Genomic DNA, 13,155 nt, shown 5'->3' with positions numbered 1-13,155 from the left:
CCCAACGACGGCGTGAATGACGGGTGGCAACGCGGGGGCTTCGCGCGATACCTCGGCTACAGCGGCGGCGCGGTCGTCGACCCGCGAATCTCGGCCGGTCCGAGCACGTCGGGCGCGAGGTTCTGCGCGGTGTTGATCAGCGCGACGTGCGAGAACGCCTGGGGGAAGTTGCCCACGAGCCGCCCGTGTCGCGGGTCGAACTCTTCGGCGAGCAGTCCGAGGCCGTTGCGCAGATCGAGCAACCGGTGGAAGAGCTTTCGCGCCTGCTGCGTCTCGCCCATCAGGTGCAGGCAATCCACGAGCCAGAAGGTGCACGGCAGGAACGCGCCCTCCCCGGGAGGCAGTCCGTCGACCGCCCCCGATTCGGTCGGGTGATAACGGTACACGAACCCGTCGAAGGTGAGCTCGCGCTGGATGGCGCGGATCGTCCCCGCGACGCGCGGATCCGTCGCCGGCAGGAAGCCGACCAGCGGGATCATGAGGAGGCTGGCGTCGATCTGCTCGGAGTCGTAGTGCTGGGTGAAGCAGCCGCGCTGCGCGTTGTAGCCGTGCGCGCACACGTCGTCGAAGATCGCTTGGCGCAGTGCCCGCCAGCGTTCGACATCACCCTCGAGGTTGAACTCCTCGACGGCCTTCACGGCGCGATCAGCGGCGACCCAGGCCATGACCTTGGAGTGGGTGAAGTGCCGGCGCGGGCCACGAATTTCCCAGATGCCTTCGTCCGGCTCGGTCCAGTGCCGCTCGACGAACTCGAGCACGTGCCGCTGGAGGCGCCAGGAGTTCGCGCCTGTGCGTAGCCCGACCTGCCGCGCGAGGTGCATCGCGTCCATGAGCTCCCCATACACGTCGAGCTGGAACTGTTCCGAGGCGGCATTGCCGATGCGCACCGGCCGGGAGCCCTCGTAGCCCTTGAGATGCTTCAGCTCGATCTCGGGCAGGCCGCGTTCGCCGGCGGCGCCGTACATGATCTGGAGCTGGGAGGGATCACCGGCGACGGCCCGCAGCAGCCACAAGCTCCAGTCCTTGGCCTCCTCGGTGTAGCCGGCCTCCATGAGCGAAAAGAGCGTGAACGTGGCGTCGCGGATCCAGCAGAAGCGGTAATCCCAGTTGCGCACGCCGCCGAGTTGCTCGGGCAGCGAGGTGGTGGCGGCGGCCATGATGCCTCCGGTGGGGGCAAACGTCAGGGCCTTTAGCGTCAGCAGCGAACGCATGACCGCCTCGCGCCACTCACCGCGGTAGCTGCAGCGCGCGCACCACTCGCGCCAGTACAGGTCGGTGTGGTTCAGCGCGCGCAGGGGATCGATGCTCTCCGGCGGCATCTCGTGGGACGGGTGCCAGGTGAGCGTGAAGCAGGCGCGTTCGCCCTCGGTGACGGTGAAGTCGGCCATCGTCGACAGGTTCTCGCCGTGAGTCGGCACCGCGGTGCGCAGGTTCAGCGCATCGGGGCCGGCCACGGCATTCAGGCCCTCGGCGTCCTTCCACATCCACGGCACGGTGCGGCCATAGTCGAACCGCAGGATCAGCCGCATCTGCATGTCGACGCTGCCGCGCACGCCTTCGACCACGCGGATCACCTCGCGGTATTTGGCGTGCGGCGGCATGAAGTCGATCACGCGGGCGACGCCGGTCGGCGTCTCGAACTCGGTTTCAAGAATCAACGTGTCTGGCCAATAGCGCTGGCGGCCCGGCTCCTTATGGTCGCGCGGCGCGATCCGCCAGCAGCCATTGCTCTCATCCCCGAGCAACGCCGCCATGCAGGCGTTGGAGTCGAAGCGCGGCAGGCACAGCCAGTCGATCGAGCCATCGCACCCGACCAGCGCGGCCGTGCGCATGTTGCCGATGAATCCGTAGTCTTCGATCTTCATGCCAATTCTTCCTCCGGGCCCGCGCCCCGAGTCGGCCCGCGGACGCCGCGGGATGGTCGCGAGGCGGAGCGGCGGTTGCCGGGCGTCCGCAAAACGGGCTCGAGACCGGAAACCATCACGTCTCCCGCAGGAGCATCGCCCCGGGGCTCCCCAGCACGAGTTCACCATTCTCCCCGCCGGTCGCTTCCTGCGCGCCGGCGCCGCCAAAGCGCGTTTCGTTGCTCGCGAGCACCAGCCGCCAGCGCCGGCCCGCGCGCGGACGCGCAAAGGCGTCGTCCACGATACGGGCGTCGGGCGTCGTCAGCGCAAACAGCAGGAGCCAGTCCTGTTCCGGATCGCCCCACCGGATCGCAAGCACGTCGCCGAGTTGCTCGACGCGCCACAGGTCGCGGTCGGCGGACTGGAACACCAGATGCTCGGCGCGCAGGCGGAGGCACGCCCGGTAAAGGCGCAGCGTCTCGCGGTGCCCCGGCGCCTTCCGCTCGCCCCAATCCAGCTTGGCGCCCCGGAAGGTCGCCTCGGCCTGCGGATCCGGCATTCGGGCGAGGACGTCGTCGGGGTAGACGGCCTTGCGCTCGCGAAACTCCTTGAGCCGACCGGCGCGGATCGTCGCGCCGATCTCTCCCGGTTGATCGGTGAAGTACGGGAACGGCGCACGCGCGGCCCATTCCTGGCCCATGAAGAGCATCGGGGTATACGGCCCGAGGCAGAGCAGCATCGACACCGCGCGATAGGCTTCGGGCGAAATCACCTGGTGGAGCCGCTCGCCGAGGGGGCGGTTGCCGACCTGGTCGTGGTTGGAGATGCAGAACACGAACCGCTCCGGCGGCACGTGCGCGGCGGGCGTGCCGCGCGGCGCGTTCCACTGGCGGTAATGCTGTCCCGAGTACAGCCAGCCGTCCCGCAGCGTGGTCGCCCATTCCTCCGGTGTGCCGCTGTAGCTGCCGAAGTGCGCCTCCTGCTGGCGGGTCAGCGCGACCCGGATCGTGTGGTGAAAATCGTCGGACCACACCGCGTCGAGCCCCCAGCCTCCGTCGGTGCGGGGCGTGATCGCGGCCGCGTCGTTGCGCTCATCCTCACCGATCACGAAACCGCCGCGCACGTGCACCGCGGCCGCGATCTCCGCGACGATATGCGACGGCGAGTGGTCGTGGATCGCGTGCAGGGCGTCGAGCCGGAGCCCGTCGATGCGAAATTCGTCGAGCCACTGGCAGGCGTTCTGGAGGAAGAAGCGGCGCACCGGCTCGGCGTCGGGGCCGTCGAAGTTCAGCGACTGGCCCCAGTCGTTGGCGCGCTCGTGGTGCATGTAGCCGCGGCCAAGGCGCGGCAGCACGTTGCCCACCGGGCCGAGGTGGTTGTACACGACGTCGAGGATCACCGCGAGGCCGCGGGCGTGCGCGGCATCGACGAAGGCGCGCAACTCGTCCGGGTGCCCGTAGGTGTGCGACGGGGCGAACAGCAGGACGCCGTCGTAGCCCCAGTTGCGGGTGCCGGCGAACTCGGCGACCGGCATGAGTTCGATCGCGTTCACGCCCAGCTCCGCCAGGGCGTCGAGCCGGTCGATGGCGGCGGCGAAGGTGCCCTCGGCGGTAAAGGTGCCGACGTGCAACTCGTAGATGACGCGGCCGCGGAAGGCGGGTGGACGCCAGCCGCGCGTGATCCAGTTGTAAACGCGGGGATCAATCACTTCGGAGGGGGCTTCGACGCCGAGCGGCTGGAAGCGCGACGCTGGATCAGGCACCCGTTGGTTGCCGATAACGAACCAGTACCGGTCGCCGGCCCGGCCCTCGGGATCGACGCCGGAGAAGGTGCCATCGCCCTCGGGCGCGAGCGCGAGTTGCCGGGAGGGCTCCGGGCCGTCGCCGATGGCGACGGAGACTTGCTCGTGGTCGGGCGCCCAGACGCGGTAAACGACACCGGCCTCGGTCACATGGGCGCCCACCGGGAGAAATTCGTCGCCGGAGCCATCGGTCACGGGCTTGAGGGACAGCAGCAGTTCGGTGGTGGACATGGTACGGATTCGGTCAGGCGCGGGCGACGGGCGGCGCCGCACCGGGTGTGGCGGGCGCGGCAGGCGTGAATGACAGACTTTGCCCGCCGCGGTTCGGCCGAACTCCAAAACGAGGCGACGCGTGGGGGCCAGGGGGCCCCGGCCCCGGGAGGCGGCGTCAGGCCGCCGGCGGAGCGGCGCGGCGGAAGCGGGCGGCGTCGCGCGCCTCGGTGTGCGTGCCCTCGTCCATCTTGAACAGCACGAGCGAACGTGCCGCCATGCGGTGCTTCATGCCGCCGACGCGGCGGACCCCGTGCTCGAGGAAACCGGTCTCTTCGGCGGTATCGAGGATGAGCCGCCAGTGCGTCTTGGGGCCGCCGACGGCAACGACATCGACGGGCTCATGGTGGGCGTTGAAGAAGAGCAGGAACGTGTCGTCGGTGATCGGCTGTCCTTCGTCGGTGTGCTGGTCGAGGGCGTCGCCGCTGAGCATGAGGCCGAGGACCTTGGCGAAATCGGCGGACCAGTCCTCGTCAGTCATCTCGGTACCGTCGGCGCGGATCCAGGTGAGGTCCTTGATCCCGTTGCCGCGCAAGTCTCGCCCTTGGAAGAAGGAGGAGCGGTGGAAGACGGGATGTCGGAGGCGGAAGTTGATGAGGCGGCGAACGAAGGCGGTTTGACGCTCGGCCTCGGCGTCGCGCGTCCAGGCGAGCCAGCTGGTGTCGTTGTCCTGGCAGTAGGCGTTGTTGTTGCCGCGCTGGGTGGCGGCGTATTCGTCCCCCCCACGGAGCATGGGCACGCCTTGGGAAAGGAAGAGCGTGGAAAGGAAGTTGCGCATCATGCGGCGCCGCAATTGGCGTACGTCCTTGGGAGCGTCGATGCCCTCGTGGCCACAGTTCCAGGAGTGGTTATTGTTGTCGCCGTCCTGGTTTCCCTCCCCGTTTGCCTCGTTGTGCTTGTCGTTGAAGGAGACGAGATCGTGCAGGGAGAAGCCGTCGTGGGAGGTGACGAAGTTTACGGAGGCGGTGGGGGTTTTGCCGCTGCTTTGGTAGAGGTCTGAGCTGCCGCAGAGCCGGAACGCGAGATCGCGCATGTGGCCGGAATCGCCCTTCCAATAGCCGCGGACGGTATCGCGGTAGCGGCCATTCCACTCGGCCCAGAGCACGGGAAAGTTGCCGACCTGGTAGCCGCCCTCGCCGACGTCCCAGGGCTCGGCGATGAGCTTCACTTGGGAGACGACGGGGTCCTGGTGGATGACATCGAAGAAGGCGGAGAGCTGGCTGACCTCGTGGAGTTCGCGGGCGAGGGCTGGGGCGAGGTCGAAGCGGAAGCCGTCGACGTGCATCTCGGTCACCCAGTAGCGCAGCGAGTCCATGATAAGCTGGAGGACGCGGGGGTTGGGGACGTTCAGGGTGTTGCCGGTGCCGGTGTAGTCCATGTAGTAGCGCGGATCGGCGGCGACGAGTCGGTAGTAGCTGGCGTTGTCGATGCCCCGGAAGCTGAGCGTGGGCCCGAGTTGGTTGCCCTCGGCGGTGTGGTTGTAGACGACGTCTAGGATGACCTCGAGGCCGGCGGCGTGGAGGGCGCGGACCATGGCCTTGAACTCGCGAACTTGATCGCCGAAGTCGCCGGCGCGAGCGTAGGCCGCCTCGGGGGCGAAGAAGCCGATGCTGTTGTAGCCCCAATAGTCGGTGAGCCCCTTGTCGAGGAGGTGCTTGGAGTCGACGTGCTGGTGGACGGGCAGGAGTTCGACGGCGGTGACGCCGAGTTCCTTGAGGTAGCGGATCGCCTCGGGGGTGCCGAGACCGGCGTAGGTTCCGCGGAGGGGTTCAGGGATGGCTTCCCAGAGTTTGGAGAAGCCTTTGACGTGCACCTCGTAAATGACGGTTGCGTGGAGCGGACGATTGGGCCGCTCGTCGTCGCCCCAGTCGAAGCTCGGGTCGATCACGACGGCCTTCGGGGTGAGCGCGGCGTTGTCGCGGGCGTCGAAGGAGAGGTCGGTATTGGGGGCGCCGATGGTGTAGCCGAACATCTCGTTGGACCAATGTACGGTGCCGGCGATGGCCTTGGCGTAGGGGTCGAGGAGGACCTTGTGCGGGTTGAAGCGGTGACCGGAGGCGGGCTCGTAGGGGCCCTCGACGCGAAAGCCGTAAAGTTGACCGGGGCGGGCATCGGGGAGGAACCCGTACCAGACGTGATCGTTACGCTCGCGCAGCCGGACGCGCGCAACCTCGACCTCGCCCAGGCGGTCGAAAAGGCAGAGTTCGACGCCGGTGGCGTTGGCGGAGAAAAGGGCAAAGTTCACGCCATTGCCGGTCCACGTGGCGCCCAACGGGTAGCAGCGTCCGCGCCAGAGCCGCAGCGGACCGGAGGGAACGCTGACGGGGGCCGTTTCGCCCCGAGGTATCGCGCGCCCGGGCACCGCCAAAGTCGGTCTCCTCCCGGTTTCGGGCGGACGACGGTGCGAAGAATGACGGAACCACGCGGCGAAGCTTTCACGCAAAGGCATGCGCCAGCGTACCAACCGCCCCCGAGCCCCCGCCATGGGGCCCGTCCCCCTTTCTGCCCCCGATTTTTCCCGCCCTTCCGCCCCAATCCCCTCCCGATCCCTTCTCAGGGGACAGGCCCCCGGCCCCCTCCTCGCAGCCTCGAGGGACAGTCCTCTCTCGCTCATCAAAAGAGCTCAGGGGGACAGACCCTTCCGATTCTTCCTGCCAGCCTTCATGGCGTAGGAATGTGGGGACAGTCCTTATTTCGGGGACTCGTAGCGACTGTGTTCAGGGGACAGGCTTCGTGCGATCGCCACTAAGCGTTTGGGATGAACCTTTACGCACCGTCTGACTCGTTAACGAGGTCGGGGCGGCACCAAGAATCCAGAATTCAGGCCAAAGGCACAAATCCGGCGCGCCATACCTCATCGCCTACAGACCGGGGGAATAGCACATGGCGACATTGTCGCAGGTCGTCGCGAACATGCCGTGGCGCCGCGCACGGCGCGCTCGGCGCGAATTGGAACACCGCTACGACCCACAGAAATCAGCGGAAGTCCCCCATTCCCCCCTTAACAGAAGATTGGGCCCCGTGAGCCGCGCAGGCCGGCGATGTCGCCCCAATCGGTCACCGCGGGGAGGGAACGCGGCGCCATGCGCTTTCCCATACCGGTACGTTGGCGGTAGGCAGCCAGGTGCGACTCAACGAAAGCTCTGCTTCCCAGTACCGTGCCGTCGCTGAAGTAACGAATTCGACAACGTAACACCACCGCCAGCGGTAGGCGTCCGCCATTCGCGAGCACCTCCCTCACCCGCTCTGCTGAAATCGATGCTTTTCCCGGCCGCTCCGTTCCGCCGGTCGCAAACAGCAGTCGCCGGTACGCGCTGTGCGTCTCCTCCCACGTGTCGCCGCCTACGAGAAAACGTATGCCCTCCTGCGCCTTCTTCCCTCCCGCCACCGCCTCGGCGTACCCACAGAACCGATAATCCTTCGGATCCTCCACGATCCCGGCACGCACCGGGTTCAGATCCACGTACAGTCCCAATATCTGCAGCAAGTGCGGTTTGTCCTCGACCAGGACGCTCTTGAAGCGTCCACACCACACTGGGCCAAAACGCTCGTGCTGCCGGTTGTACCGCATCGCGAAGCGCTCCTTGATCAGCTTCATGAACGACGAGATGTCATTCATCTGCCGCTGTATCGCAGCCCGCCACGCCACCGCCTTCGGCCCGTTCTCCGGCATCTGCGCCTTGATCTCCGCCAACTTCGCCACCTGCAGCTTCGTAGGCTGGGGATACAGACATGCGTGACGGCGGAGCAGCTCCGCATCCGACAACGGCTCCCAGTGCGGGACGAACACCACCACGTGGTAATGGTTGTCCATGATCGCATACGCGATGATCCGAATCCCCGTAAACTCCGCCATCCGCCACACCAATTGCCGCAGGTACTCCTGCCCATCCTCCTCCAGCCTGAGTTCCCCGTTCACCGACCGACTCATCAGGTGATAGATCGCTCCCTGCTGCCGCGCCGAGACTTTGATCCGGTTTCGAGCCATGACGCCACTATGCTTTTTTATTTCTCTTCGACAATCTTTTATTACCACTATCAGCATTTCAATATCCCACGAAATACATCTACTTCGCAGCGACTACCTCATATCGGCTACTCCCGTCGCAGAGACATCGCCTACAATATCGCCATAAACCGCGACCGACGCCCCCCATCCAAGAGTATTTCTGGTCCCCTAGTTCTTCTTTCCAGCTTCTCACCACCAGCGCCATAGGGTCTGACCTTGGCAAGCACCGCTACCTCCAGCAATGAAGGCCTGTCCCCTGTTTCGGCATAGGCCAGATAGGTCTGGCCCCTGTTTTGGCCCCGTGGTAAAGAGGGTCTGTCCCCAGTTAGCTGCTAGTAACTGCTAGGGTGCCCGGTTTTGGGCCTGTCTCCTGATTGGTTCCTAGGGTGCCCGATTTTGGGCCTGTCCCCTGATTGATTGAGGCCTGTCCCTCTTGGTGGCTCCAGGCGGTTTCCTCACGCGGGCGCTAGGCTTTGCGGCGGCGCCAGTAGTTGGCGAGGATTGAGCCGGAGATGTTCATCCAGGGACTGAAGATCGCGGCGGCGAGACCCACGGTCGCGAGCTTGCCCATCGACCCCGCGAGGCCGGATGCCATGCCGCCGTTCTGCAGCCCCACTTCGAAGGCGACCGACCGCGCCGAGTTCTTGTCGAGGCCCGCGCCGCGGCTCAGCCAGTAGCCGAAAAAGTAGCCCGCCGCGTTGTGCAACGCCGCCGCAACGAACAGCAGCGCCCCGATCTGCAGCAGGTTGTCCCGGCCCGCCGCAGTCGTCACCGCCGTGAAATACACAATTCCCGCCATCGACCCGAGCGGCATCTTGCGCCCAATCGCCGGCCAGCGCCGCACGGCGACGTGATAGAGGAGCCCCACGAGCACCGCCGCCAGGAAGAATCCCAACGTCCCGATAACCAGCCGCGCCGACTCGCCCACCTGCCCCGCCACCCAGCCCCACCCACCCAACGCCAGCATCGCGAGCCAAAGCGCCGCCGCCACCGCGATCACATGCACCCACCGCCGTCCGGTCGCCGAGGCCGTTTTCAGGTAGTCGTGCAGCAACGCCGCCCCGATCGGCACAATCACGATCTTGATGATCTCCATCATCATGTTGACGAACTTCACCTCCACGAGCGTCCCCGCGAAGAGCTTCATCAACAGCGGGGTCATGAACGGCGCCACCAGCGTCGTGATCGCCGTCACCGTCACCGAAAGCACGAGGTTCGCACCCGCGAGATAGGCCATCACGTTCGACGCCAGCCCGCTCGAGCAGGAGCCGATCAGGATGATGCCGGCCGCAATCTCCGGCGGAAACGCGAAGACCTTCGTCAACGCCACGCCTACCAGCGGCATGATCGAGAAATGGCACACAATGCCCACGAGCACGCCGCGCGGGGTCTTCGCCACGCCCTTGAAATCCGCAAGGCTCATCTGCGTGCCCATTCCGAACATCACCAACTGCACCACGAGCAGGATAACCCACTTGTTCCGCAGATCGAAACTTCCCCAGTGCAGGAACGCCGACGGGAAACACATGCTGGCCGTCACGGCCGCAACGATCCACCCGGTAAACTGAAAGCCGCGCGTCGCCGGCATCGCCCCGAGCCCAAGCGCGAGCGCCACACTCGCAACCACGGCACCGCCCTGCCATAGCCCGACGCGACAGGAGATCACGCCCGCCGCCACCGCGACAAGCGCCCAAGGCACGACGTAAAGGCACGCCTTGCGCCAACGAATGATGTCCGGCGCGGTCGCCGGGTTTTGCGGGGTTATTTCAGCAGTCACGGGGTAAAGTCCAGGCGCGCGCCAAACGTTGCCCCCCGGGCCACTCCGGGGCTCCGCCGGTCGGAGTTGCGCGCGCCCCTTCCGATCGGAGAAACCTTTCCTTAGTCCTCAGGCGATGTGTGCGGCCAGAAAGTCGATCGCGATGCCCGGGCTCGCCAGAATCGGCACCCGGCGATCCGACTCCGCCAGCGTCTCCACCACGCGGGCCATCGACGCTTGCGCCAGGAGAATCACATCCACCTGCCGCGACAACTGCCGCAGCGCGTCCGCCACCATCGCATCATGCTTTGCCGCATCGCCACTCATCAGCGCCTCGAAAGCCCCCTCGCACAGTCGCGACTGCAGCTCGATTTCCCGCCCTGCCAGGGCCGCGCGCCGGCGCACGAGGTCCGACGTCGGATTCAGCGTCGTCGGCAGCGTCGCAATCACCCCGATACGCCGCCCCGTCCGCACGGCCTGATCACTCATAGGCTGGTCGACGCGCAGGACCGGCACACCACAGAACGCGGCAGAGGCCTCGACCGCCGGCCCGATCGATGAGCAGGTCACCAGGATCTGATCCGCCCCCCCCGCCTCCGCGGACGTGATGTACGCGCCGACCCGACGGGCAATATCGGCCGTCAGCGCACCGCGCGCGCCGATCGCGCGCACCAGGCTGTCGTCAACGATGTTGAACGTGGCCACGCCAGGCAGCTTCGCCCTGCAAAGTTGCGCGAAGACCGGAACGAGCGTCGCCGAAGTATGAATGAGACCGAGGGTTTTGAGGGGCATGACAGTAACAGAAGAAGGACTACAGGGCGGTGAGACCGATTCGAGCGACGCAAGGGATGGGCCGCGTTCACAGCGCGCCACGCGCGACCGCGCCGAAATAGTCCTCCGCGCCGACTTGGCCGCCCTTGAAATTCACCTCGAGCCCGTCGATCGGGGCAGCGGCCGCATGGGCCCGGCACAGCGGGGCGCCGGGGGCGAGCGGCGCAATCATCTCCACCGCCTCGATGCCCAACGTCCGCGCCGTGTAGCTCGAGGTGTCGCCACCGGCGATCAACAGGCGCTTGCCGCGCGTCGCGCCGAGCACCGCCTTCGCCACGCGACCGAGCATCGCGCCGACGCACTCCGGCCGCACCGGCGCCGCCACGATCCGATCGGGCCGCGTATGCACGACGATATGACGGCCCTCCCGCCGATGCGCCGTCGCCGTCGCGATCGCCGCCGTCACTTCAGCCTCGTCCGCATCCGGTGCGAGCCCGACCTCTGCAAAACCATGGTTCGCCGCCCAGGCAATCTGGCGCACCGAAACGGGTGAGCAACTGCCGGACACCACCAACAACGAGGATACGGCGCCGACCTCCGCCCACGTCGAGCGCGGCGTCACGCGCCCCGTCTGCTGAGCGTATCCACCGAGCGCCATCTCGATCGCGGACGAGCCAACGGAGAATAGCGGGCGATCGCCTTCGCCCAGGGGGCCCAGCAGCGCGCCGATATGCTCGAGATGAGCCGGCTCCATCACATCGAACAGGACAATCTCGGCCCCTTCGCTGACCAGCCGGGCCAGTTCAGCGTCACGGCGCGCCGGCTCCAGCTCCTGCGCGAGAACATCGAAGAGGCCCACGGGCAAACCGGTCTGCCGCGCCAGATGCAGCCGCAGATCGCTTTCGTCGGCCGGCGTAACTGGATGGCGGCGCATCGCCGGGTGCCGATCGAGCCGATGGACCGCCCCCGCACTCCCAATGCCGAAGCGCGCGAACAGGTTTCCGAACACGCAATAACGTCCCAGCGCTGGCGCCCCCACAACCAGCGGCACGAACGGCCCGCCAAAGGCGGCGCGCCCCAGCTCGATCGCCCGGCCAATGCTTCCCACGTGGGGCGCCGAATCAAAGGTCGAGCACACCTTGTAGTGCACGTGCGCGGCGCCCAGCGCACGCAACGCCGCGAAAGCCGGCTGAAGCTCCGCCGCCATCGCGCCCGGCGCCAGCGCCCGGGTGCAACCGGCCACACCCACCGCGTCGAGCTGGCCAAAGCGCCGCAACTGCTCCGCCGTCGGCACCCCGGTGAACAGGACGGTGCGAAATCCCGCGCGCGTCAGCCACTCCAAGGCATCCGTCGAGCCCGTGAAGTCGTCGCCGTAATACGCCAGATAGGAATTCATGCGCGCCTCGTTGGCTCGCCAGCCGTTCAGCCCACCCGGCCTCCACCGAACTTCGCCACAGAGGGCTGGAGTTCGGGATACCGGCTCACCGCCTCCGCCGCAGTCAGGCCCTCGGCGGCCGCCGCCCACCACGTCTGCAGCGAACGCACGCCCGCCCCGGCCCCGCTGGGGTGCGCCATGATGCCGCCGCCCGCCATGTAGAGCAGGTCAAGCGTCTGCGTCCGTCGGAACGTCTCGGGCGCCTGCCCGCCCCACTGGCCCGACGACACAACGGGCAGCACGGGCCGGAGCTTGCCATTCACACCACCCGCCATCGGCGCGAGACACGCGGCGATCGAACGCACCACGGAGTCATCCGGTTCCCAAAACTTGTTGGCGATGCCGTTGACGTGGAGCTGATCGACGCCCGCCAGCCGCCACAGCTTCTGGTACGCGCGAAAGTCCATCCCGAGCAGCGGGTGCCGGTTCAACATGCCCCAGCCGTTGCGGTGCCCGTGGATGGCCAACTGCCCCTGGTCGCAGATCTGCTTCGCGCCGGTCAGCCCCACGCTGTTGAGGCTCAGCATCACGGCCGTGCCGCCCGCCGCCACCACCTTGTCGTAGTGCCGTCGCATGGCTTCGACTTCGTCCGTGATGTTGAACGCGTACATCACCTTCTTCCCGGTGCGCTCCGCGTGCGCATTGATCACGCGCATGATCGCATCCACCCGGGCGTCGAACGGCGAATGCGGCGGGTCCGCCATCAGCTCGTCGTCCTTGATGAAGTCGATGCCCGCCTCGACCAGCGTGGCAACCAAGCCGGCCGTCTGGGCCGGCGTCATGCCGATGCTCGGCTTGATGATGGTGCCGATCAGCGGACGGCCCATGACCTTGGTCAGCTCGCGGCATCCGTCCACGCCGTATTGGGGCCCACGATACCTGGCGGTGAACCCCGGCGGCAGCTCCAGATCAACCAGCCGCAGGCCGGAGAACTGCGCGAGCTCGTACAGATTGCCCTGCACGGTCGAGACGAGCGTCGGCAGGTTCGCGCCGAAGTTCTCGATCGACCACGAGACCGCGATCTCCGCCCGGTGATACACCGCACCGCCACCCCGCGCTCCCGGCAGCGAGGACTGCGCCACGTCCTCGAGCGGCGTGATCCGCTCCACCCGCGCGGCGAACCGCTGCTTCAGCTCCTCGGTCTCACCCGGCACGGCTACGAACGTGCCGGAGGACTGCTCGCCCGCCAGCGCCGCGGCCGCCTGCCCGACATCCCGCGGCGTCTCGATCAGGTAATGCGCAACAACTCGGTCCATGGGGCTCAAGGGT

Annotated in this window: 8 protein-coding genes; all 8 read right to left on the bottom strand. The window is 66.9% G+C overall.

Translation table 11 applies throughout. From position 1 onward, the window contains the following. Positions 1-56: 56 nt before the first annotated feature. Positions 57-1,865: a glycoside hydrolase family 15 protein gene (locus DB354_RS03510; protein WP_199226784.1), complete on the bottom strand. Its 1,809-nt coding sequence runs from the start codon at positions 1,863-1,865 to the stop codon at positions 57-59. A gap of 115 nt (positions 1,866-1,980) precedes the next feature. Further along, positions 1,981-3,876 (bottom strand): malto-oligosyltrehalose trehalohydrolase, encoded by a 1,896-nt coding sequence (treZ, locus tag DB354_RS03505; RefSeq protein WP_107834034.1) that lies wholly within the window; start codon positions 3,874-3,876, stop codon positions 1,981-1,983. Positions 3,877-4,033: 157 nt separating this feature from the next. After that, positions 4,034-6,217, bottom strand: a complete 2,184-nt coding sequence (gene glgX, locus DB354_RS03500) for a glycogen debranching protein GlgX (protein WP_343205544.1) — start codon at positions 6,215-6,217, stop codon at positions 4,034-4,036. 699 nt (positions 6,218-6,916) lie between these two features. Then, a complete protein-coding gene (locus DB354_RS03495) occupies positions 6,917-7,903 on the bottom strand; it encodes a transposase (RefSeq protein WP_107834032.1) in 987 nt (328 codons plus the stop codon). 487 nt (positions 7,904-8,390) lie between these two features. Continuing rightward, on the bottom strand, positions 8,391-9,602 hold the full coding sequence (locus tag DB354_RS03490; RefSeq protein WP_343205543.1) for a bile acid:sodium symporter family protein: 1,212 nt from the start codon (positions 9,600-9,602) through the stop codon (positions 8,391-8,393). A 207-nt stretch (positions 9,603-9,809) separates the two neighbouring features. Next, positions 9,810-10,472: an aspartate/glutamate racemase family protein gene (locus tag DB354_RS03485; RefSeq protein ID WP_107834031.1), complete on the bottom strand. Its 663-nt coding sequence runs from the start codon at positions 10,470-10,472 to the stop codon at positions 9,810-9,812. A gap of 67 nt (positions 10,473-10,539) precedes the next feature. Then, the gene (locus DB354_RS03480) at positions 10,540-11,847 is read right to left on the bottom strand and encodes a four-carbon acid sugar kinase family protein (protein ID WP_107834030.1); all 1,308 of its coding nucleotides are present in this window, start codon (positions 11,845-11,847) and stop codon (positions 10,540-10,542) included. Between the two features lie 26 nt (positions 11,848-11,873). After that, positions 11,874-13,142 carry a ribulose-bisphosphate carboxylase large subunit family protein gene (locus DB354_RS03475; RefSeq protein ID WP_107834029.1) on the bottom strand — a complete coding sequence of 423 codons (1,269 nt, stop codon included), beginning with the start codon at positions 13,140-13,142 and terminating at the stop codon, positions 11,874-11,876. Positions 13,143-13,155: the final 13 nt, after the last annotated feature.

This window comes from Opitutus sp. ER46 (genome assembly GCF_003054705.1).
Lineage (GTDB): Bacteria > Verrucomicrobiota > Verrucomicrobiia > Opitutales > Opitutaceae > ER46.
Note: the sequence above shows the minus strand (reverse complement) of the source record. Positions and strands in the feature narration are given on the sequence as shown.

Bases quoted from the DNA above. Each gene is read 5' to 3' on its own strand.
- DB354_RS03495 (WP_107834032.1), bottom strand. From the start codon at position 7,903: ATGGCTCGAAACCGGATCAAAGTCTCGGCGCGGCAGCAGGGAGCGATC.
- DB354_RS03510 (WP_199226784.1), bottom strand. From the start codon at position 1,865: ATGAAGATCGAAGACTACGGATTCATCGGCAACATGCGCACGGCCGCG.
- treZ (WP_107834034.1), bottom strand. From the start codon at position 3,876: ATGTCCACCACCGAACTGCTGCTGTCCCTCAAGCCCGTGACCGATGGC.
- DB354_RS03480 (WP_107834030.1), bottom strand. From the start codon at position 11,847: ATGAATTCCTATCTGGCGTATTACGGCGACGACTTCACGGGCTCGACG.
- DB354_RS03485 (WP_107834031.1), bottom strand. From the start codon at position 10,472: ATGCCCCTCAAAACCCTCGGTCTCATTCATACTTCGGCGACGCTCGTT.
- DB354_RS03475 (WP_107834029.1), bottom strand. From the start codon at position 13,142: ATGGACCGAGTTGTTGCGCATTACCTGATCGAGACGCCGCGGGATGTC.